Source organism: Flavobacterium sp. FlaQc-57, assembly GCF_044007395.1.
In the GTDB taxonomy this organism is placed as follows: Bacteria; Bacteroidota; Bacteroidia; order Flavobacteriales; family Flavobacteriaceae; genus Flavobacterium.
The window spans coordinates 321,620-344,296 of sequence record NZ_JBIPDA010000006.1 but is presented as its reverse complement, the minus strand read 5'-3'; the positions used below and the strand labels follow the sequence as shown (position 1 = coordinate 344,296).

At 33.7% G+C, this 22,677-nt stretch carries 21 protein-coding genes; 7 read left to right on the top strand and 14 right to left on the bottom strand.

The genetic code is table 11. The features are described from left to right. Window positions 1–29: 29 nt before the first annotated feature. The gene (locus tag ACHRVZ_RS18730; RefSeq protein ID WP_395424405.1) at window positions 30–545 is read right to left on the bottom strand and encodes a hypothetical protein; all 516 of its coding nucleotides are present in this window, start codon (window positions 543–545) and stop codon (window positions 30–32) included. A gap of 189 nt (window positions 546–734) precedes the next feature. On the opposite strand from ACHRVZ_RS18730, the gene ACHRVZ_RS18725 reads away from it, so the two are divergent. The 3 genes from ACHRVZ_RS18725 (at window position 735) to ACHRVZ_RS18715 (ending at window position 4,450) form a co-directional block, all read left to right on the top strand. After that, window positions 735–2,120 (top strand): MATE family efflux transporter, encoded by a 1,386-nt coding sequence (locus ACHRVZ_RS18725; RefSeq protein ID WP_395424404.1) that lies wholly within the window; start codon window positions 735–737, stop codon window positions 2,118–2,120. Window positions 2,121–2,237: 117 nt separating this feature from the next. Beyond that, window positions 2,238–2,465, top strand: coding sequence for a hypothetical protein (locus tag ACHRVZ_RS18720; RefSeq protein ID WP_055095484.1), 228 nt, complete (start codon window positions 2,238–2,240; stop codon window positions 2,463–2,465). A gap of 50 nt (window positions 2,466–2,515) precedes the next feature. Beyond that, the gene (locus ACHRVZ_RS18715) at window positions 2,516–4,450 is read left to right on the top strand and encodes an LTA synthase family protein (protein WP_395424403.1); all 1,935 of its coding nucleotides are present in this window, start codon (window positions 2,516–2,518) and stop codon (window positions 4,448–4,450) included. Between the two features lie 70 nt (window positions 4,451–4,520). On the opposite strand, the gene meaB is transcribed toward ACHRVZ_RS18715, so the two are convergent. The 3 genes from meaB to ACHRVZ_RS18700 form a co-directional block, all read right to left on the bottom strand. Next, window positions 4,521–5,618, bottom strand: coding sequence for a methylmalonyl Co-A mutase-associated GTPase MeaB (gene meaB, locus ACHRVZ_RS18710; protein WP_395424463.1), 1,098 nt, complete (start codon window positions 5,616–5,618; stop codon window positions 4,521–4,523). 160 nt (window positions 5,619–5,778) lie between these two features. Continuing rightward, window positions 5,779–6,420: an NAD(P)-dependent oxidoreductase gene (locus tag ACHRVZ_RS18705; RefSeq protein ID WP_395424402.1), complete on the bottom strand. Its 642-nt coding sequence runs from the start codon at window positions 6,418–6,420 to the stop codon at window positions 5,779–5,781. 56 nt (window positions 6,421–6,476) lie between these two features. Continuing rightward, entirely contained in the window at window positions 6,477–6,884 is a 408-nt protein-coding gene (locus ACHRVZ_RS18700) for an Rrf2 family transcriptional regulator (protein ID WP_395424401.1), read from the bottom strand. A gap of 117 nt (window positions 6,885–7,001) precedes the next feature. On the opposite strand from ACHRVZ_RS18700, the gene ACHRVZ_RS18695 reads away from it, so the two are divergent. Both ACHRVZ_RS18695 and ACHRVZ_RS18690 read left to right on the top strand, forming a co-directional pair. Then, window positions 7,002–7,913: an AEC family transporter gene (locus ACHRVZ_RS18695; RefSeq protein ID WP_395424400.1), complete on the top strand. Its 912-nt coding sequence runs from the start codon at window positions 7,002–7,004 to the stop codon at window positions 7,911–7,913. 109 nt (window positions 7,914–8,022) lie between these two features. Further along, the gene (locus ACHRVZ_RS18690) at window positions 8,023–8,661 is read left to right on the top strand and encodes a peroxiredoxin (protein ID WP_395424399.1); all 639 of its coding nucleotides are present in this window, start codon (window positions 8,023–8,025) and stop codon (window positions 8,659–8,661) included. Window positions 8,662–8,758: 97 nt separating this feature from the next. On the opposite strand, the gene ACHRVZ_RS18685 is transcribed toward ACHRVZ_RS18690, so the two are convergent. The 3 genes from ACHRVZ_RS18685 to ACHRVZ_RS18675 form a co-directional block, all read right to left on the bottom strand. After that, window positions 8,759–11,008 carry a cation:proton antiporter gene (locus tag ACHRVZ_RS18685; RefSeq protein WP_395424398.1) on the bottom strand — a complete coding sequence of 750 codons (2,250 nt, stop codon included), beginning with the start codon at window positions 11,006–11,008 and terminating at the stop codon, window positions 8,759–8,761. Window positions 11,009–11,190: 182 nt separating this feature from the next. Continuing rightward, window positions 11,191–12,537 carry an adenylosuccinate lyase gene (purB, locus tag ACHRVZ_RS18680; RefSeq protein WP_395424397.1) on the bottom strand — a complete coding sequence of 449 codons (1,347 nt, stop codon included), beginning with the start codon at window positions 12,535–12,537 and terminating at the stop codon, window positions 11,191–11,193. 78 nt (window positions 12,538–12,615) lie between these two features. Further along, window positions 12,616–13,314, bottom strand: coding sequence for an SIR2 family NAD-dependent protein deacylase (locus tag ACHRVZ_RS18675; protein WP_395424396.1), 699 nt, complete (start codon window positions 13,312–13,314; stop codon window positions 12,616–12,618). Between the two features lie 94 nt (window positions 13,315–13,408). Between ACHRVZ_RS18675 and ACHRVZ_RS18670 the strand changes: the two genes are divergently transcribed. Both ACHRVZ_RS18670 and ACHRVZ_RS18665 read left to right on the top strand, forming a co-directional pair. After that, window positions 13,409–14,044: a hypothetical protein gene (locus ACHRVZ_RS18670; protein ID WP_395424395.1), complete on the top strand. Its 636-nt coding sequence runs from the start codon at window positions 13,409–13,411 to the stop codon at window positions 14,042–14,044. Continuing rightward, complete coding sequence (locus ACHRVZ_RS18665) at window positions 14,037–14,699, top strand: TrmH family RNA methyltransferase (protein WP_395424394.1); 663 nt, start codon at window positions 14,037–14,039, stop codon at window positions 14,697–14,699. The genes ACHRVZ_RS18670 and ACHRVZ_RS18665 overlap by 8 nt, the downstream gene beginning before the upstream one ends. Before the next feature lie 78 nt (window positions 14,700–14,777). On the opposite strand, the gene ACHRVZ_RS18660 is transcribed toward ACHRVZ_RS18665, so the two are convergent. The 7 genes from ACHRVZ_RS18660 to ACHRVZ_RS18630 all read right to left on the bottom strand — a co-directional run bounded on the left by ACHRVZ_RS18660 (window position 14,778) and on the right by ACHRVZ_RS18630 (window position 22,592). Beyond that, window positions 14,778–16,376 carry a PepSY domain-containing protein gene (locus ACHRVZ_RS18660; RefSeq protein WP_395424393.1) on the bottom strand — a complete coding sequence of 533 codons (1,599 nt, stop codon included), beginning with the start codon at window positions 16,374–16,376 and terminating at the stop codon, window positions 14,778–14,780. A 120-nt stretch (window positions 16,377–16,496) separates the two neighbouring features. Further along, on the bottom strand, window positions 16,497–18,656 hold the full coding sequence (locus ACHRVZ_RS18655) for a TonB-dependent receptor (protein ID WP_395424392.1): 2,160 nt from the start codon (window positions 18,654–18,656) through the stop codon (window positions 16,497–16,499). Window positions 18,657–18,752: 96 nt separating this feature from the next. Next, window positions 18,753–19,130 carry a hypothetical protein gene (locus ACHRVZ_RS18650; protein WP_395424391.1) on the bottom strand — a complete coding sequence of 126 codons (378 nt, stop codon included), beginning with the start codon at window positions 19,128–19,130 and terminating at the stop codon, window positions 18,753–18,755. Between the two features lie 35 nt (window positions 19,131–19,165). After that, window positions 19,166–20,125 (bottom strand): transporter, encoded by a 960-nt coding sequence (locus ACHRVZ_RS18645; protein WP_395424390.1) that lies wholly within the window; start codon window positions 20,123–20,125, stop codon window positions 19,166–19,168. A 131-nt stretch (window positions 20,126–20,256) separates the two neighbouring features. Further along, entirely contained in the window at window positions 20,257–21,297 is a 1,041-nt protein-coding gene (locus tag ACHRVZ_RS18640) for a cytochrome-c peroxidase (protein WP_395424389.1), read from the bottom strand. Between the two features lie 133 nt (window positions 21,298–21,430). Beyond that, window positions 21,431–22,234 carry an MbnP family protein gene (locus ACHRVZ_RS18635; protein ID WP_395424388.1) on the bottom strand — a complete coding sequence of 268 codons (804 nt, stop codon included), beginning with the start codon at window positions 22,232–22,234 and terminating at the stop codon, window positions 21,431–21,433. A gap of 112 nt (window positions 22,235–22,346) precedes the next feature. Further along, window positions 22,347–22,592 (bottom strand): hypothetical protein, encoded by a 246-nt coding sequence (locus ACHRVZ_RS18630; protein WP_395424387.1) that lies wholly within the window; start codon window positions 22,590–22,592, stop codon window positions 22,347–22,349. Between the last annotated feature and the right edge of the window lie 85 nt (window positions 22,593–22,677).

Sequence of the window (22,677 nt, the reverse complement as noted above, 5' to 3'; positions counted from 1 at the left end):
AAACAAAACAATAAATTAAACCTTTTTCTTTATAATTTAAAACCATAGGCTAAGCGTAAAGCAACCTGATTGGTATTAAATTTATTATAGTCCTCGTAACGGACACTAATGTCAATGTATTTGTTGGCATACCCAATTCCTGGTGCCCACAAAAAAGTAGTTTGATCATAACCGTTTGTAACAGCAAAACCAGCACCAACTTCTCCTAAAACATAAAATTGATCTTCCCATACAAAAGCTTTAAAACCTGCTTTTGCCGGAATAAATCCAAGATCTTTTACTTCAATTCCATCTTGATCTTTCATAAACAAGTTTGTAAAACCTGTAGTTAATGTCAACGATGTTTTCTTTGTCAAATCATATTGCAAACGAACATCTCCACCAAGTGACCATCTGTAATCATTGTCAGTTGGTATTCCGCCATTCAAACCAAATCCTAATCTAAAGCCCTGATCATATTTTTGAACTTCACTGTCCTGAGCGAAAGTAGTATTGGCGTATAGTAAAGCGAAAGCTGCAAGGCATAACATTTTTAAGTTTCTCATGACAATTTTTTTTGAATTTTTAATATTGTAAAAATAGTTTCAAGGTCTGAGGGAGGTGTTATATAATTTTTAATAATTGTTATATAATATTAGGGTTCGTGAAAAAACGACTTAATATTTGCTTATGTTTTTAATAATATCAAAGAATCCAAAGCTTCTGATTATCTTTGCCGACTAAAAAGAGTAAAAGTGAATTTAAAGCAGTACACAAAAGAATTTTCATATAATTTAAGATTAGCATACCCTATTATTTTAGGAATGGTAGGCCATACTTTAATTGGTATTGTCGATAACATAATGGTTGGGAAATTAGGAAGTACAGAACTGGCAGCCGTTTCATTAGGAAACAGTATGATTTTTATCGCAATGTCGTTAGGAATTGGTTTCTCTACAGCGATTACACCAATTGTTGCTGAAGGTGATGCTGAGAAAAATGACAGTAAAATTCGTTCAGCGTTTCATCATGGATTGTTTTTGTGTATCATTTTAGGACTAATACTTTTTGGCGTAATTGTTTTAGCAAAGCCAATAATGGAATTACTGGAACAACCGGCTGATGTTATTGCACTTGCAAAACCTTATTTGGATTGGGTAGCTTTTTCATTGATTCCTTTAATTGTATATCAAGGATACAAACAATTTGCTGACGGACTTTCGTTGACAAAATATTCCATGTATGCTATGATTATGGCAAATGTGCTGCATGTCGGAATGAATTATGTCTTAATTTACGGTATTTGGATTTTTCCAAAAATGGGAATTGTTGGTGCAGCACTTGGAACAGTAATTTCAAGAATATTTCTTGTAATGTTCATGCATATAATGCTTTCAAGAAGAGATGATTTAAAGCGTTTTTTCAAAAATTTCAGTTTTGCAGAAATTAAAAAAGAGACATTAAAAAAAATAATAAGTATCGGATTTCCATCAGCAATGCAAATGCTCTTTGAGGTAGTTTTGTTTACAGCATCAATTTGGCTTTGCGGTAATATTGGTAAAACCAGTCAGGCGGCCAATCAAATTGCATTAAGTTTAGCCTCAATGACATTTATGTTTGCCATGGGATTAAGCGTAACTTCGATGATTAGAGTTAGTAATCAAAGAGGATTACAGGATTTTAAAAACTTAGTTGTTGTGGCCCGTTCTATCTTTTTACTGGCTATTGTAATAGAAACCGTTTTTGCAATTTTGTTTGTAGCTTTCCACGATTTTTTACCACACATATTTTTGAATATGGAAAACGGAGGACAGGTTTTAGACAATACCGAAGTAATAAGTATTGCCTCAAAATTGCTTTTAATAGCAGCAGTTTTTCAAATTTCTGATGGAATTCAGGTTGTCGTTCTAGGAGCATTACGCGGATTGCAAGATGTAAAAATCCCTATGTATATCACCTTTGTTGCCTATTGGATTATTGGTTTTCCAATTTCATATTATTTGGCAGAATATACGCCTTGGAAAGCAGAAGGAGTTTGGATTGGACTTTTAGCAGGATTAACATCAGCAGCAATATTTCTATACATTCGCTTTCATTACCTGACTAAAAAATTAATCAATAATTCAGTTTCAAATACTTAAATTTGAAACTTCTAAAATAAAATTAGCCACTACTGATAGTTATCGGGATTTAAAGATTATTTAAGAAATCATTTTAATCAGTGGCAAGAAAAGAATCAAAACAAAAAAATAAATAATATGGAATTACCTAAATTTTTACTCGGAGACAATACTGATTTTCCAGATGATATTTTCATCATTCATCTTGATTACCCAAGATTCATCATTAACTTAAAAGATGATGAGGTGGAGTTTATGGAAGAAGCTGAAGATCTTGATGAAGCTGAATTAAATGCTGAAATGGAAGGCTTAATTGTTTTAGCAAATGAATTTTACGATAGAGAAATAAAACGTTACGAAGAATAGAGACGCACAATAGTGCATTTTTACGATCTCTCTCAAACAAAAAATATCTAATGAAGAAATTAAGTTATTTAAAACCTATTTTTAATTTTATAGCAATCGGATTGCTAATTACTACTTTAAGCCGAATATTTTTATTTTTTCTTTTTAAAGAAAGAGTAGTAGAAACTCCAAATTTCTGGTATATTTTTCCAATCGGTCTTCGAATGGATTTAATTTTACTTTGTTATTTGTCATTTCTACCGGCAGTTTTAATTACTTTTTTGCCAAATAAATGGCTGAAGTTTACCAATAAATTCCTTGTAATTTATAGCTTTTTGTTTTTGTTTCTAATTCTTTTTGTAGAATTGGCGACACCAGATTTCGTAAAACAATACGATACACGTCCAAACAAGATATTTTTAGATTATCTAATTTATCCAAAAGAAGTAGTTGGAATGCTTTTAAAAAGTTATTTGACTTCTATCATTGTGACTTTTTTAATCTTGGGCGTTGTCTTATATTTTGCCTTCAAAAAAGGGAAGAAGTATTTTTATACAACTAGTACAGAATATAAGTTTAAACTAATGCTTTTTCCATTAGTTGCTTTTTTATTGTTTTTTGGAGCACGTTCTAGTTTGGTTTCAAAACGACCAATTAATGCTAGTAACGCAGTGTTTTCAACAGATCAATTAACGAATACTTTAGGACTGAATTCATTTTATACGGTAGCTTTTGCTGCTTATTCGATTAAAAATGAAGGAAACACCAAGATGTACGGTAAAATGGATGAAGCCGAAGCAATAGCTCGTGTAAAAAAATACATGATTGCAGGACCAAATGACTTTACAGATGCTGAAATTCCGTTTCTGCACGTGCAGCAACCTGATACTGTTTTACAAAAGCCATACAATTTGGTGATTTTTCTACAAGAAAGTTTAGGAGCTGAATATGTTGGGATTTTAGGCGGAAAACCATTAACACCAGAGTTCGATAAATTGTCGAAAGAAGGATTGCTGTTTACCAATTTGTATTGCACAGGAACAAGAAGTGTTCGTGGAATTGAAGCGGTTGTAACCGGATTTTTGCCATCGCCATCTGAAAGTGTGGTAAAATTAGGAAACTCACAACAAGGATTTTTTACGTTGGCTGATGCTTTGAAACAAAAAGGTTATGATACCAGTTTCATTTATGGCGGAATGGCAAATTTTGACAACATGGCTTCGTTTTTCAATGGAAATGGTTTTCAGGATATTGTAGATCAGGAAGATTTTGAGTCGGATGGAAACAAATATGCTTTTAAAGGAACCTGGGGTTATTCTGATGAAGACTTGGTTACTAAGGCTAATAATTATTTTAAAGCAAAAGGCAATAAACCATTCTTCTCATTAATGTTTTCGACCTCAAATCATGAACCATTTGAATATCCGGAAGGAAGAATCAAGCCTTATGATAAAAAACCTGCAACGGTAAATAATGCAATGAAATATGCCGATTTTTCTATCGGGAAATTCTTCGAAATGGCTAAAAAAGAACCTTATTTCAAGAATACAATTTTCATCGTAATCGCAGATCATAATACAAGAACGTACGGAAAGAATTTAGTACCAATTAATAAGTTTCATATTCCTGCTTTAATAATGGGACCAGGAGTTCAAAAAGGAGCAGTTTATAATAAATTAGCAAGCCAGATTGATATTCCGCCAACATTATTGGGCTACTTAGGCATGCCTTTTGAAACGCCAATGGTAGGAAGAAATTTAAATAAATTAGATCCAAAAGTTCAAGGAAGATCCATCATGCAGTTTAATGACATCAATGCATTTAGAGTTGAAAATCAAGTTGTAATTATGCAGCCAAATTTGAAACCTTTACAATTTGAAATCAAAAATGATACGACTTTAATTCCGGTTAAATTAAATGAAGAATTAGCAAAAGATGCTTTGGCACATGTAATTACAGCAGGGAATTTATATAAAGAGAATAAGTATAAGTTGAGAAAAAAATAGGTTCAGAGAGACAAAGTGGCAAAGGTTCAAAGAAACAGAGTGTAAAAAACTTTGTCGCTTTGAACCTTTGCTACTTTGAACCTTTATTAAAATACAATTTCAATAACTCTTGAGCAGCTGCAAAAGGTGATATTTCATCATTTTGCACTGCTTTTTTGTTTTGTTCTAGTTGCGAAATGATATTTGGCTGATTATAAAAGTTTGATTTCAATTGTTCATTAATGGTTTCCATCATCCAAAAATGATTCTGTTCTTTTCTTTTTTCCTGGAAGAAACCAGTTTCATTAGTAAGTTCAAAATATTGGGAAATAGTATCCCAAATTGCTAGAATTCCATCTTTTGTAATGGCACTGCAAGTAGTCACTTTGGGCTGCCAGTTCGATTTTTTAGGAGGAAATAAATGCAAAGCTCTATTGAATTCCAGTTTCGCCTGATTCGCTTTTTTAATATTGTCGCCGTCAGCTTTATTGATCACAATTGCATCGGCCATTTCCATAATGCCACGTTTAATGCCTTGAAGTTCATCGCCGGCACCGGAAATTTTTAATAATAAGAAAAAGTCAACCATGCTGTGAACAGCAGTTTCACTTTGTCCAACACCAACGGTTTCAATAATAATTGTGTCAAAGCCAGCTGCTTCACATAAAATAATAGATTCGCGGGTTTTACGTGCTACACCGCCAAGAGTTTCACCAGAGGCACTTGGTCTGATAAAAGCATTTTCATCTTTTACCAATTCTTCCATACGGGTTTTGTCTCCTAAAATACTTCCGTGTGAAAGCGAACTACTTGGGTCAACCGCTAAAACAGCTACTTTTTTACCCAATTGTGTCAGGAAACTTCCAAAAGCTTCGATGAAAGTACTTTTTCCGACGCCGGGAACTCCCGTAATTCCAATTCGAATAGATTTATTAGCATAAGGCAAACAGCCGTTAATGACTTCATTTGCTTTTTCGGCATGTTCAGGATTTGTGCTTTCGACCAAAGTAATAGAACGACTTAGCGCTGTTCTGTTTCCGTTTAAAATCCCATCAATTAATTCAGTAGAAGACGGTTGTTGTCTTCTGTTTTTTTTAATTTGATTGATAGCAGAAACATTGGTGATTTCAGGAGGCGAAATTCCAGCTTTCTCTTGTAAACTGCTTGTTTGTTTTTTTGAACTTGACAAAATGTACTTTTTGATCATGTAAAAGTACTTAAAACAAAAACAGTTTCAAAAATAGAATAGTATCTTAGAAACTGTTTTTTGTTAAAAAATGTATTTATAAGTAGAAGAAAAAAACTTAGATTCTTAGCATCTCAGAACCTTGGTTTCTTAAAAAAAAAAATTAATATGCCGCAGTAAATCGAACTTGATGATGTTTAGCATTTTCGGCTTCATCAGCAATAACAACAGCTAAATCCTCTACAGAAAGAATACTTCTTTGTTCGTCATTAAAAACCGGATTATCCAATCCTAAACGGTACTTTCCGGTTCTTCCTGTTGTAATACCTTGGTGCATTTCGAAAGCTGGACTAAAAAATGCCCAATCCAGTTCTTTTTCGTCTTTAATAATATTCAAATAATCTCTTGCTGCAGTTGCGCCGGCATGATATTCTTTTGGGAAATCAGGTGTGTCAACTGCTTGTAAACCTGGAGCTACAAACAAACTTCCTGCTCCACCAATTGTGATAAAACGTTTCACGCCAGATTTTTTTACAGCTTCCTGAATTGCTTTTGATCCTGTAATAAAATCATCGTAAATATTTGGGTTTGTCCACCCTGAATTGTAAGCGTTAATTACAACGTCATTTCCTTTTAGAATTTCTGTTAAAGCATCAACGTTAAAAATGTCCGCTTTTTTCCAAGTTGCATTTGTTATGTCTTTTGGATTTCTTGCAATGGCAGTAATGTCATGGTTTCTGTTTGCTAATTCGTTTAAAATTGCTGAGCCTACAAATCCTGTTGCTCCAATAATTGCGATTTTCATAATATATAGATTTATTAGTAATAAAAAATGTTACAGTTTGGTGTAAAAAAATAGTTTTAGAACTGATTAGAAAAATCTTCTAATGTAATTCCTTCTAGTTGTAAACTAACTTTTTGATTCATTTCAGCATATAAAGAACTTAAGTTTTGATTGATTTTTTTCCCCACAGGGCAGTCCGGATTAGGCTGATTTTTTGCATAACCTAAATTAATGTTTTCAAAAGTCATTTCAAAAATTTCTTTTAATGTAATTTTCGAAGCATCAATGGACAGTTTTGTCCCGCCATTCTTACCTTCTTTACTTTCTACAATATGATGTGCTTTTAAATTGGCAATTTCTTTTCGAACCAAAACAGGGTTCAGATTAATACTTCCTGCAATAAACTCCGATGATAAATAATCATTTGGAAATTTAGTGAGCAAAGTAAGAATGTGAGTCGTTATTGCAAATTTACCTGAAATCATACTGTAATAAAATATATTACAAATGTAGTTAGGTTTATGGGAATAAAAAAGTTTTTAACTAAAATTTAATTTTTTAACGCATTCCATAAATGTTTATTTTTGTCCGGAACCATCTATATGAGTAATTTTATTTTAATATTTTTCTTCCTTGCGCTTGGATTAGTTTTACAAAGAGTAAAGCGTTTTCCAACACATATTTATAAGCAATTAAATAAGATTGTAATTTATTTGTGTTTACCGGCGATTACTTTATATCATATTCCGAAAATAAAATGGAGCAATGAATTGTTGTTTCCAATTGCAGCTGGGTGGATTGCTTTTTTATTAGCTTGTGTATTTTTCCACTTTTTAGGCAGAAGATTAGGGTGGTCTAATAAATTAATTGGATGTCTAATTCTCACAGCCGGATTAAGTAATTCTTCATTTCTTGGATATCCTATAATTGAAGCTTTATTTGGTAAAAAAGGTTTAGAAACTGCGATTCTTGTTGATCAACCCGGAACCTTTGTTGTGGTCTCCACTTTGGGTGTTTTTGTGGCCGCTTTTTATTCAAAAGGAAGTCCGGATGCCTTTAGTATTTTCAAAAAAATAATCTTTTTCCCGCCTTTTATTACGTTTGTTGTTGCGTGTTTATTGAATGTTTTTCAATATGATTTAGAGGTAAATCTTCAGGCATTTTTATTGAAAGTTGGAAGTTTGGTTACTCCACTAGCTTTATTATCGGTCGGATTACAACTTACTTTTGATCGAAGAAGCCAGCATTGGAGATTTTTACGACTAGGACTTTTCTTCAGGCTTATAGTGACTCCGTTTATAATTTTGGTTTTGTATGTTTTTGTCTTTAAACAACATTCAGAGGCGATAAAAATTACCATTATGGAAGTAGCTATGGCGCCTATGATAACAGGCGCAATTTTAGCTTCGACTTATGGTTTAAAACCAAAATTAAGCAGTATGATGATTGGTTTTGGAATACCAATTTCGTTTGTAACCCTTGCCATTTGGTATCTTATCGAGAGTTTTATTTAGTTGAAATAGTAGTTCGATAGATAAAATAGAATTTTAACTTTTTTTTAGAAAATCCATGTTTTCTTTGTCCTTTTTTTGACTAATTTTAGATGAACTAAAAAATATAATTATGTCAACATTGAGATTAGGCGATATAGCTCCGGATTTTCAAGCAGAAACCACTGAAGGAACAATTAAATTTCATGAATGGTTAGGCGATTCTTGGGGAGTTTTATTTTCGCATCCCGCAGATTTTACTCCTGTTTGTACTACTGAACTAGGGACAGTAGCGAACTATGTTCCGGAATTTAAAAAAAGAAATACAAAAGTAATTGCATTAAGTGTTGATAGTTTAGAGTCTCATAAAGAATGGATCAAAGACATTAACGAAACACAAAATACAACAGTTAATTTTCCGATAATAGCTGACGAAGATAAAAAAGTAGCTAATTTATACGATATGCTGCACCCAAATGCAAGTGATAAATTTACAGTGCGTTCCGTTTTCGTAATTGGTGCTGATAAAAAGATAAAACTAACGTTAACGTATCCAGCTTCAACAGGAAGAAATTTTGATGAGTTGCTTCGTGTTATCGACAGTTTACAACTTACTGCAAATTATAGTGTGGCAACTCCGGCCAACTGGAAAGATGGAGAAGATGTGGTCATTGCGCCTGCTATTCCAGACAGTGATATTCCGGCGAAATTCCCAAAAGGACACACGCCTATAAAACCTTATTTGCGTATGACACCGCAACCTAATAAATAAGTTTTTTTAAGCTTCTAAATTGCTAAGGCGCTAAGTTTTTTAAGACTAAAAAGAGATAAAACTCTTAGTGTCTTAGAAACTTAGCGCTTTAGTGCCTTTACAAAGGTATATTAACACTCTTTTTGGTCAATTCGTTCATTCGTTTTTTATCACCAACAACCCAGATAATATCATTGTTTTCTAATATTAAATGCGATTCCGGATTTAAAATTCGATTACCATTTCTTTCAAGTCCTACGACAAGACCGCCTGTTTTTGATCTAAATTGACCAATACTTTTGTGTATAAAATCTTCACCGGAAATTTCTAACTGGCGCAATACAATTTCAGATTCTTCTTCATTTTTAGTGGCTTCAACCTCATGTTCTAAGTAATTAGTAAACTGTGTAATTTGCTCATCGGTACCAATTACACATATTTCGTCACCAGGAAATAAACGTTCGTTTTTTGTCGGAATAGGAATTGTTACTTCACCACGCCTGATAAAAGCGATATTGATTCCGAGATTTTCCCTAATACGTAACTCTTCTAAAGTTTTACCGGCAAGATTAGATTCTTTACCAATGTCAAAAATAGACATGTGACCATCCCAAGGCATTAAATTAGCGTATCTTCTGTCTATTTTTTTGTTTTCACGATCGTTTAGATTCTTTAAAAAGTGATTTTCAATTTTATGATATTGTTCGTTTAACTTTTTTGGAAACAATTGATAAGCTCCAATCGCAATAATCAAAGCCACAAAAGCAACTAAAGGAGAGAAGAAGATGTTCAATAAAAAACCAACAAAAAACAAACCAAGGCTCATCCTGATTAAAATCAGCATCAAAAGTGCGCCACGATATTTTCGTTCTTCCCATAATGTTTCCACTTCATTAACCTTTACACGTCGCAAAGAAAGAGCCCATAAAAACGGTGCAATTACAACCAAAGTAATTAATGCAGCCAAAGTATTTCCAAAACGAGTCTCTGCCACTAAAGGGGCCACAAATTTTGATGATAATAGAATAATAGCTGTAATAATTATCGTGTGTAATATGATTTGCGTTATAGAAGCGCGAAGTACAATTTGCCAGGTGCTTACAGATTTTATAGCTTGGGCATTCACACTATAACGGTTGATATTTTTAATCCATTTTTTAGGCAGTTTTCGTTCTAAATATCCAGAAAATGGATCAGAATATTTAATTAAAAATGGAGTTGTAAAAGTGGTAATCGCTGACACAGCAACTATTATTGGATATAAAAAACCGCTGGTTACTTTAAGCGTCATTCCAAGAGTTGCAATAATAAATGAGAACTCACCAATTTGCGCCAAACTCATACCAGTTTGAACAGATTGTTTAAGTGGTTGTCCTGAAAGCAAAGCTCCAATTGATGAACTAAATGCTTTCCCGAAAATAGTAATAAGTGTTATAAGTGCAACAGGCAGCATATAAGTGATCAAAGTATCCGGATTGATTAACATACCAACTGATACAAAGAAAACGGCGCCAAACAAATCTTTTACAGGTTGAATCAAGTGTTCGATTTTTTCTGCCTGAGTAGTTTCTGCAATAATAGATCCCATAATAAAAGCGCCAAGAGCGGGCGAGAAGCCTACATTTGCCGCAAACATTACCATCATTAAACAAAGTGCTAACGAAATAATCAACAGCATTTCATCTGTTAATAGATGTTTTGCTTTCTTAAGGATTGTCGGAATAATAAAAATTCCGCCCAAGAACCATATGATCAAAAAGAAAATTAATTTTAAAACGGATTGTAATAACTCACCGCCCGAAACCTGATCGCTAACCGCAATCGTTGACAATAAAACCAACATCAAAATAGCCACAATGTCTTCGACAATTAAGGCACCAAAAACAATTCCGGCGAATTTTTTTCCTTTAACACCCAATTCATCAAAGGCACGAATAATAATTGTGGTTGAGGAAATCGAGAGCGTCGCTCCAAGAAATATACTATCCATTTTCGCCCAGCCCATCCATTGTCCGACACAATAACCGATGAGCGTCATGAATAAAATTTGAGTTATGGCGGTTATGGAGGATGTTCCTCCAACTTTCATCAATTTCTTAAAACTAAATTCGAGTCCCAAACTAAACAATAAAAAGATAACTCCAATTTCAGCCCAAACTTCAACACTTTTCATGTCTGTTATCGAAGGGAAAAAGTCAAAATGATTTCCTGCCAAAAAACCCGCAATCAAATATCCTAAAACAAGGGGTTGTTTTAATTTTTTAAATATTAAAACAGCAATCCCTGCGGTCATCAGGATTAATCCTAAGTCGCTAATAAGTGGTTGTAAATGGTGTGTAGTTTCTGCAGCGGCGTTTAAGGCAATCATAAAATGGTATTTGTTTGTTCAGTAGCTAATCCAGTTTTCTGTTTCAAGCTTTTCTCAAAAAAAATAGATTTTTTTAATAACAGGCTTTTATTGTTATTTTGGCTAATTTCCTAACAAGATTTGTAAATAAAAAAAGCTATCGATAAAGATAGCTTTTTTTGAGAAAATATTTTAGGTTTTATTTAAATTCCTACGTAATTACTAGGAGTTATAGCCATTAATTCGGCTCTAACAGCATCAGAAACTTCTAAAGTTGCAATAAAATTATGAATAGCTTTTTTATCAATAGCTTCATTTGTTCTTGTCAAACCTTTTAATGCTTCGTATGGATTTGGATATGCCTCGCGACGTAAAATCGTTTGAATTGCTTCAGCAACAACAGCCCAGTTTTTTTCTAAATCTTCGGCAAATTTAGCTTCGTTTAAAAGTAATTTATTCAATCCTTTTAATGATGCTTCAAAAGCAATAATTGTGTGACCAATTGGTACTCCAATGTTTCTTAAAACAGTACTGTCAGTCAAATCACGTTGTAATCTTGAAGTTGGCAATTTAGCCGAAAGATGTTCGAAAATAGCATTTGCAATTCCTAAATTTCCTTCTGAGTTTTCAAAATCAATAGGATTAACTTTATGTGGCATTGCAGACGATCCAATTTCTCCTGCTTTGATTTTTTGTTTAAAATAATCCATTGAAACATACGTCCAGATGTCACGATCTAAATCGATGATAATTGTGTTGATTCTTTTTAAAGCATCAAAAAATGCAGCAAAGTGATCGTAATGTTCAATTTGAGTTGTTGGAAAAGAGTGGTGCAAACCAAGATCAGTTTCTACGAATTTAGTACCAAATTGTTTCCAGTCGATTTGCGGATACGCTACATGATGTGCATTGTAATTTCCTGTTGCTCCACCAAATTTAGCAGCAAACGGAATATTGAACAACAAACGCATCTGCTCTTCAAGACGCTCTACAAAAACCAAAATTTCTTTTCCTAAACGAGTAGGAGAAGCTGGTTGTCCGTGTGTACGTGCCAACATCGGAATGTCCTTCCATTCTACGCTTAATTCTTTTAATTTAGAAATTAAAGTAATTAATGATGGCATATAAACTTGCTCAAAAGCATCTTTTGTAGAAAGCGGAATTGCCGTATTATTAATGTCCTGTGATGTTAATCCGAAGTGAATGAACTCTTTATATTGAGATAAACCCAATTTTTCAAAAGCATCTTTAATGAAGTATTCAACAGCTTTTACGTCGTGGTTCGTAACTTTTTCAGTTTCCTTGATCCAAAGAGCATCTTCGGTAGAGAAATTTTTATATATGTTTCGTAAACTGTCAAATAAATTTGAATTTACACCTTGAAGTTGTGGCAAAGGTACTTCGCACAAGGCAATAAAGTATTCAATTTCAACTAATACGCGGTATTTTATTAACGCTTCTTCAGAGAAAAATGGTGCCAAAGAAAGAGTTTTACTTCTATATCTACCGTCAATTGGAGATATAGCATTCAATTCGTTTAAAGTAGTCATTGTTATGTTGTTTTTCGAAAGGTGCAAATATAAACAGAATTTAGCGATTAGAGGTCATCAAATAGTCAATTCGTAGTTTTAAATTGATTTTAATCGTTCTCTTAAATCTGAAACTCCTTCTGAGGCAATTTTTGCAATAACTTCCACTTTATTTTGAATATTCGGAATCGCAATTGGCTTTGGATCAATATAGAAAACCGGTGTAATACTGTAAGTGTATGAAATCAATCCTGCCGCTGGATACACTTGTAATGAAGTTCCTATTACAGCAAAATAATCCGCTTCTTCAACAATCGAAATAGCTTCTTCAAGCGCAGGAACATCTTCGCCAAACCAAACAATGTGAGGACGCAATTGATGTCCGTTTTCATCAAGGTCCCCGGTGTATAAATCGTCGGACCAATCCAGAATCAAATCACGATTTTTTGTACTTCGTACTTTAAGTAATTCTCCATGTAAATGTAAAACCTTTGTACTTCCCGCACGTTCGTGTAAATCGTCAACATTTTGTGTAATAATGTGTACATCGAAATCTTGTTCTAACTCAGCTAAAATTTGATGACCCAAATTCGGTTCAACATCTTTAAGTTGTGCCCTGCGTTTATTGTAAAAATCCAAAACCAATTCTTGATTTTTATGCCAGCCTTCAGGAGTTGCAACTTCCATCACATCGTGACCTTCCCATAAACCGTCGCTGTCGCGAAAGGTTTTAATCCCGCTTTCGGCACTAATTCCCGCTCCGGTTAAAACAACTAATTTCTTTTTATTATTTATCACAATTACATGTTTTATTGAATGCATTCAAAGATAATCAAATGATAAATTTTTCAAACTAAATACTTACTTTAGCCAATATTAAATCACCTCACAATTGGCTACGGAACTTAAAGTAAAAATTAAAAGAAGCTTTTTAGATAATTATTACAGACCTTTGCATCTTCATCCTGAGTTCATTCATTTTGAAGATAAAGATTTAGTAAATGATAGTTTTACATCTTTTAAAGCTTCTGAAATCAAGGATTTTCGCTGTGGTGTCAATTGGTTTAAGTACTATTTTGTTTTTGGAAGAGAATACCAATTCTATATTAGAAATTTCAATGATGAAGTTTTAAAAATTAAGTTCAATTCTTATTTCGGAATTAAGAAAAAAGAAAAACATAATCTTTATGTAAGTATCATAAATGCGCTTTGGGATTTGTATTTTACCAAACAAGTTAATGATTTTCTACAAGAATTTGAAGCAGGAGAATGTTTTTATATTGGAGATGTAGTTGTTAATCCTGAAGGTGTTATAATATCAGTTTCAAAATTGATGAAACAAGAAAAAATACTGATTTCTTGGGAGAATTTGAGATTCAGGATGTTCAAATCGTATTTTTCTATTTATTCTAAAGAAAATCCAAATGAGATTAACAGAGGTTATTCATATAAAGAAGATTGGAATACTTTTGTATTATATGATATAATAAAAAAAATACTTAGCAACAAAAAAATAAATAATGATTGATTTAGATTACCTCGCTTTTCTTGAAAACATACTAACTGATAATCGAAAAGAAAGATTTTTAAATGTACTCGGAAACCGAACTAAACATTTTACAATTGCGGTTGAGGATGTTTTTCAGATGCACAATACAAGCGCGGTTATGCGTAGCTGTGAAGTTTTTGGGATTCAGGAACTAAATGTAATTGAACAGCGATATGGAAAAAAAATTGATAAAGAAATTGCAATGGGCGCCCAAAAATGGGTAGATATCAATCAATTTGATTCAGTTACCAATTGTATTTCGACTTTAAAAAATCAAGGCTATCAAATTATTGCTACAACACCTCATGAAAATGATTGTTTGCTGGAAGATTTTGATATCACGAAACCAAGTGCTTTATTCTTCGGAACAGAAAGAGACGGATTGTCTGAAGAAATTCTGGAAAAAGCCGACGGTTTTCTAAAAATACCAATGGTCGGTTTTACAGAGAGTTTAAATATTTCTGTTTCGGCAGCCATCATTATTCAAAACCTAACAAACAGATTGCGTAATTCAGATATTGATTGGCATTTGTCTGAAGAAGAAATTCTGGAAAAACGTTTGGCTTGGGCTAAAAATTCGATTAAAGATATTAAGCGAATTGAAGCGCGTTATTTTGAGGAAAATCCTAGATAAGTTTCAAAGAAGCTAAGTTACTAAGTTGCTAAGAAAAAAACTTAGAACCTTAGTAACTTAGAATCTCAGTTGCTTTAATTATTTTTTCAAAAACAAAATAAAGCCCAAAACACTCACAATTAAAATAGTTAAAGCAGCTAAAACCATTGTAAGATCCCGAATGTTTTTTCCTGCCCAATCCATAAATAAAAATTTGTGGAGAATGGCAAACGAATAACCTTCAATCCTATCTGAGTTTTTAACCACGGCTGCTAATCTCGAAGTCGAAGTTTCAATAAAGTAAGTTGTTTTTTCGGGCGTGTCATAAGCCAGTTTTACAACAGGCAATCTTTTATTGACAAAACCATATTCTCTGCTGCTAAAATCAGTTAAAACTTGATATTCTAATAATTTTGCGTTTCCTAAAGAAGTTTGTGATTCATCTGAACTTTCGGCCATTTCGCAACAAGCTGCTTTTGGAGCTCCATCTGTAAAATAATAAGCTAAAAATTCTGCATATCGAAGATCAATATTTGGAGTAATTTTATTGGTTGCAGCATTAATATAAACAACTTCAGATTTCGGCTCATCCTTTTTATTCCATTTTGAATTAGAATCTGATTTTGGTGTTTTGAATTTTTCTTTTTCAAGCAATTGACAACGGAAATAAGTTGTGTTGTTCAGCGTAATAATGCTTGCATTCTGAAAGCGACTCCAGTCTAAATCAAGATTGTTATTGGCTGTTGGAATTTCTGTGGTTTTAAATGTTGGCTCGTAAACCATTTGTGATAAAGTGTAGGGATTCCATTTTGTTGTGGCGTGATAGGCACCACTAAAAGCAAAAGTCAATGTAAAAAGGGAAACCCAAATCCCAATTTGGCGATGGTATTTTCTAAGCCCTTTTTTGGGTTGTAGATTGTCTGTTTTTTTGAATTGTTTCCACAGTAAACCATAAATTAAGATTCCGCTTAAGGCCGAAAATCCAATAATAGATAGCAGGAAAATCATCGTGATAATTCGTATACTATTGTTTGTTATCGCATCAATAAACGACCAATTATGAAAAGTATCAAAGAACCAAATAAAAGCTTGTCGTGATGTTGGATTATAAGTTGCTAATTTACTTGATGATGTTTCTACATAAACCTGCATCGCATCCGGACGATCAAAAGTTAGTTTGTAAACCGGTAAATAGCGATTTACATATTTGTATTGCGAAGTGAATTCGGTTACGATTTCGCTTTTTTTGATTTCGCTTTTTTGATCCTCTACAAAATAACGTGAAAGCCATTCGGCATATTTTCGATCTCCATTTTCCAGTTTTTTTGCAGTTAAAGTATCAAAATACAATAAATCGCCTTTGATTGTCTTTATCTGATAGAAAGTAGCATTGTCAAAAGAAACGATTCTAAAATTCTTGAATTCGTTAATGTTGTTCTTCTGTAAAACTTCCTGAATCGAAAAGTGCAATTGAGTTTTGTCAATTATCGGTGTTTCTAATTTTTCGTGGGCAATTTCAGGTTTAAAAAAATGCGCCATAAACGGGTGCATCAATCCTGATAAAGTCCAGAAAATTACTGGAATAATCGTGATCAAACCAATTGTACGATGCCATTTGTACATATGTTGTTTGATTTTCTTGACCAACTTCGAATCTTTCTTCTTGGACTTTTTTTCTCTATTTATTTCTTTGCTCATAGTTATATTCTTAGTATTTATTGCTGTTTTTTTTGCCACATATTAAAAAGATTAACAGAGATTATTTAAAAAAAAAACATTCTAATCCTGTAATCTGTGGCGAAAAAAAATAGTAAAAACTTATTTTTTTAATGAAAAATTATATTGTATTCCAAACACAAAAGTTCTTGGTGCCGCTGCTGTATAGGTTGGTTGGGCATTTGTGGTATTGGCTCTCGAAACATTATAAGCGTATAATTTATCGGTTAGATTTAGCACGTTTCCATAAACTTCAATGCTTTTCCATTGATAGCCAACTCTTGCGTTAAAAATGTTGTAGCCATCATATTTCACAGTATTAATTTGATCTTGGTAATAACTTCCAACAAGCTGCCATTCGACTGAAGTTCTTAGATTTGGAAGCCAGTTTGGGTAATAACTTATCTCTGAGTTTCCAGACCATTTTGGTGCGGCAGGCATTTCTTTTCCGTCTAGATTTTGAATAGGATCTGATGGTTTATCTGAAAGTTTAAAATCGATATAAGTGTGCTGTGCATAAGTTCCGCCAAGACGCATGTTGAATTGTTTTGAAGGTCGGTATGAAGCTCCAAACTCAATTCCTTTATGACGTGTTTCTCCGGCCGAGCGATAATCTGTTGAATTATCAGCTAGTTTGATGTTTAAGAGTTCATTTTTTCCTTCCATATAATAGAAAGCGTAGTCAAAATTTAATTTATTTTGAAGGAAAGAGAGCCAGCCTCCAACTTCATAATTGTTGAAAGTAGCAGGTTCTAAGTTGTAATAGAAATCTGCAGGAACTCCTGTTGTTCCGCCAGTTCCGGGTTTTGTTCTAAAAATTGAAGTAATTCCGGGAGGTGCAAAACCTTGTGAATAATTACCATAAAAACCTGCAAAATCAACCGGATTGTAATTAGCTCCTGCTTTAAAAGTCATTTTGTCATAAACTTTACTTCCTGTAGAATTATCTAACGCGTTACTGTAGTTCACTTTCATATTATCGTAACGCCCGCCAACGGTAACAATTAGTTTTTCTATCGGATTAAAACTTAATTGCGCATATCCGGCAGAGTTGAAAATGTCTGCAGAATAATCGGCTAGTTTTGAATCTGGATGTTCTGCAATAATCTCATAAGAATCTACAGTTTGCTTTCCGGGAGCTCCCGGATTTAAATTGGCTTTTAAATCTATCACATATGACCAGTAGGTTACAGGAGAATAATCGTATAAAGCTCCGGCAACAAGTTTAGTATTTAGAAAATCGAATTTTTGAGTATGCTGTCCGATGGCGCCATAACTTTTGAAATTATTCGAATTGACTTCTCCTTTTGCGGTTGTGGGGTTTACAGTTGGACTCCATTTAATTCCGTAAGAAGGATTTTGTCCTAATTTATTATCTCTTAAATATCCTGTAATGTAACTGCTTGAATTGCTGTTCCAGTCGTGTTCTAATGTCAATCGAGTTCGTAAAGCCTCAGATTTTCTATAAGTAAAATCGGAAGTGCTTTTGTAAGTTCTGCTGTTAAATGAAGCTTCGTTAACCGTTCCGCTCATGTCCGAATAATATTTTCCGTACATCGTATTACTAATCAATCGGGTAGAGGACGAGATGTTGTAATCGATTCTTGCGTTCAGATTATCTTTATTATAATCAGAATACGTCATCCAGCCGTTTTCCTGCAAACTTGATATTCCTGCGATATGAAAACCAACTTTTCCAATAGTTGCTCCGCCAGCCGCCTGAAATCTTCTGTAACCGTAATTGTCTGCCTGAACTCCAAATTTAAATTCGGGATCAACAGGCGGTTTTAGTGAAATTAAATTAATAGTTCCGCCAACAGCTTCAGGTCCGTATAAAGATGAAACTGGACCTTTTACGACTTCAATACTTTGTAAGTTAAACTGATTAATTTCTAATAAAGCATTGTGATTAAAGATTCCCATTGGGCGAATCGGTAAACCATCTTCTAAATATAAATAATATGCGTTTGTTGTCATAGGTTGGCGAATCGACATCATGTGTTGTTCATTTCCTAAGTTGACCATTAAAACGCCTGGAGTTTTATTGATGATTTCGTAAACCGCTGCAGCTTTGGTTTCGTTGATTGTTTTAGCGGTTAATTTGCTAATTGCCACCGGAGTTTCCTTGCGTAAAGTTGCAGTACGATTGGCGGTTATAAAAACGTTTTCAAGTTCTTGAGTTTTGGTTGTGTCTTGTTGAATTTTATTTTGCGCCAAGACACATTGCCCTATGATTAGTAGAGTAAAGTATATTTTTTTCATTTTAAATTATATAAATTTTAAAAAGTAACCAAAATTCTTTGGCTTTAAGCCAAGAAAGATCTCTTCAATTTTTGAATTGAATAGTGTAACTGGAATTTATATAAAATAGGATGGAGGGTGAAAAGTAGTATTGGTAACTGAAATGGGTTTTTTATCAGAAGAAGCGAAAATTTTTGCTCTCAATTCTCTTGATTCGGGTGTTTTAAAATCGGTTGAAATTGTATTTAGAATGTAAACAACATCTGCTTTTTCTTTCAGATTATCCTGCATTCTTTTTTCGTTGTCAGCGTATTTTTTTAAACTTTTTTGAAGTTCGCAACGACCGTTACAGGTGTTAAAAACCATTTTGCGTTGTACACAAATCGTCTTAGAAATTTCTTCCTGATTTAGTTTGAATGAGGTATAAACGCAGAAACTGCCAAATGATGGCACTAAAAGCATACAGGAAAGAAATATAATGATGATTTTTCTCAAAGCTTGTTTCGTTGTTTTTTATTTTGTTTTGAAAATTACAGTGTATAATTCAAGTTTACACTCCATCTGTAATTCGCTTCCATATTGCCATTTGATAAATTTTGATTGATTGGCAACATGGCATTTAAGCCAATAGAAAATTTATCTTTTCCGGCTTCAATACCAAATTTTCCAAACAAAATATCGCCTGCCGTATTCGGTAAATCAAGATTGTGTTGTTTGTTGGTTTGATAAATTTCTCCTGCCAAACCGGCTTGCGGAGCAATCTGAATTGATTTTAGATCGAATAAATAAAAGAATGTTCCGGCGTAATTAAACTGATCGCCGTATTGATAATTTTTACTGTTTTCTGTTTTAAAGATGTAGTTTAAAGTCGTGTTTAAACCTAAATTTTTATGTTTGATCACATATTCAGATACCAATGGAATATCCCAGCTTCCCGTTCCTAGTTGAAAACTCTGGTTAACACTTCCCAGATTGTTGGCTTCAGTAAATTTCCCGGTTGGAATTTTTATTCCTCCACCCAAATTTATTTTATGCGTAAAAAAGGTACTGTCTTTCTTAGTTTCATAAACCGTGTATAGAGCCATAACCGTAATATCTCCTAAGCCAGAAATACTTTCAGTTCCGGCAGTTAATGCTCTTTCATGAAAATGATAAGGAACCAAGGCTGAAATTTGTATTTTCTCTGTAACCGGAATACGTGCCCAGGCCTGAATCGTATTGAAGTTCTCATCTATCCATGGCGAATTGGCAAAAATCCCGTCACGGCTTGTATAACTTTGTTTGAAATATCTTAAACCAACAAAATTGTTGTTCAGCATCGAGCTAAAGCCCATACTCCCGCCACTTGCTGAACAACCGCAGGCATCACAGTCAAAATCTTCCATCAATGCCAAACGCTGAAACGTAAATGTTGAAATACTATCTTTTACTGTATAACTTAAGGCCGAGTATCCAACCAAAAGAGCGAACATTACTATTATTTTTTTCATTTTAATTATTTTTAGAAGCTAATCCCGCTTTCGGCTATATCTTTTTTAAGGCGAAGATCCCGAAGCTTCGGGACGCCTCAAAAAAGGATACCGTCTCTATCGAGGCTAGGGATTCAGTTTTTATTATTTATTTAGAATTCTGAGAAACGTTTGTCTTTTAAATATTGATTGTCAGTCAACGTTTTCAAAAAAGCTACAATTTGTTTTTTATCGGTATCAGAAAGCGGAATTCCGAATTTTCCGTTTTGTTTTAATATTGGATCCAGAGTTGCTGAATTTTCGATTCCGCTCGCATAATGATCTAAAACGCCTTCAAGAGTTCCAAATCTGCCATCGTGCATGTAAGGTCCTGAAACCTCCACATTTCGTAAACTTGGTACTTTGAATTTGTAATAATCACTTGCCAGTTCAGTTACTTTATACCTTCCAACATCATTTACCATTGGGTTTACAGCTAAGCCATTATTGCGGAATGAATTATCAGTCTGTAAGTCTGTCGCGTGGCAAGACGCGCATTTAGATTTAAATAAATCATACCCTGCCAGTTCATCAGAGGTTAAGCTTCCGCCAGTTTCATTTCGTCTGTATTTATCGAATCTGGAGTTAGATGAAGTAACCATAACCATAAATTGCGAAAGTGCTTTCAGCATATTTTCGGTGGTAATCGCGCCATCGTCAAAGGCTTGTCCAAATAATTTTTTGTACTCTTTGTCAGCTTTCATCATTTTTAAAATGGCATTCAGATCTCCGTTCATTTCTATGATACTTGTGAGCGGAATTATAGGTTGCAAGTCTAAATGATCTGCCGCTCCATCGTACATAAATACGTTCTGGTAAGCCAGATTTTGAATTGATGGTGTATTTCTTGTTCCTTGTGCATTGTCTACGCCATGACTTACCGTATGTCCGTGATGTGTAAACGCATTGGCCTGAATGTGGCAAAAACCACAGGAAACTACTCCGTCAGACGCTAAACGTCCATCGTAAAATAGTTTTTTTCCTAGTTCAAATCCTTTTTCTGTTGGCGGATTCTGTGCCATGTTATACGCTAAAGCAGGAAAGTTTGACGGAACAGTAAATTCTAAAGGAATATTTACATATTCGTCGTCCTGATCAGAACAACTCCACAACAACGGAATCATTAACCAAAGGAGGTGTTTTATTTTCAACATGTTTTTTTTGGTTTAAAAAGTACAAAAGGTCTAGTTTAGCCCTCCCGAAGTTATCGGGATGCCGCAAAAGATATAGTGGATAACGGGACATAACGTCTTTGAAATCCGGGCTTTTGTACTCCTAAAAATAAATTTAGTCGTTGTGTACGTGGTCTACTCTAAACATAGCGCTGATGTTTTGGGTAATTAAAGGTAAATTTGCACCGCCCATAATCATAGCACCCATTCCGCCCATGTTGTTGTCTGAGAGTTTAATTTTGTTTTTACCGTCAATGATTTTAGAAAGGTCTGTAATCAAATGAACTTCTGGAGTGATTGTAGTACGTACCAAAGCTTTTGTTGGCATATCAACAGTTACTTCTGTATAATTGTAATCTGTTCCGGTTTTTCCGGTATGAATCATAAAAGGAGTTGCAGTTGTAACGGTTGGTGAAGTAAAAGTACCTTCGAAAGCAAGGAATTTGTATCCTGCAGCCCAAGACCACATCATATCTGCAGCATCAGCTTTAGCTAAAAAATCTCCCTGTCCTGAAGCGCCTAATTTCCACTGATCTTCATCAACTCCAATTCCGAATTTTACCTTTACGTAATCTCCTGCAGGAACGTCGGTAAGTTCAAATTCGCGTCCGGCAGCCGTTGCTTCATCAGCAATAAAATAGCTTTTGCTTTTTGGATAGGTAAAAGTAGTTCCGTCAGCTTTGGTTAAAACTACATTGCTGATAATATATTTAACCAAACTAATTTTTAGAACCTCATTATTAGATGTTGTATTTCCCTGAGTGTTTAAAATAAGGTCGTTTGCGCCATAAGCATTGTCGAACTCTAAAATAAGTTTTCCGTTTCCTGATACAGTATTGTTGTCGTCGTCGCTTGAACAAGAAACTAAAGATATAGATAGTGTTACAATAGCTAAAGCTCTGTATATAATGTTTTTCATTTTTTGAATTTTATATAATTTTAAATTTAAGAGGTGCGTAAACGCATTTTCATTGATTTTGAAACAATGAAAGATGGATTTCAATTATGAAAATGAAATCTGATTTAAAAAATTATATAAAATAGGATGGAGGGTGAAAAGTAGCTGTAGAAACTGCAATAGGTTTTGCATCGAATGAGGCAAAAAGATTTGCTTTAGAGGTAGGAGCTACTAATTTTAATTCTGTTGTAAAAGTATTTTGAATGTAAACAATCTCTGCTTTTTCTTTCAGATTGTTTTGCATTTTCTTTTCGTTATCAGCGTATTTTTTTAAACTTTTTTGAAGTTCACATCGACCATTACAACTGTTGAAAACCATTTTTCGTTGTACACAGATGGTTTTTGAAATTTCTTGTTGATTTAATTTGAAAGAGGTAAAAACAAAGAAACTGCCAAATGATGGC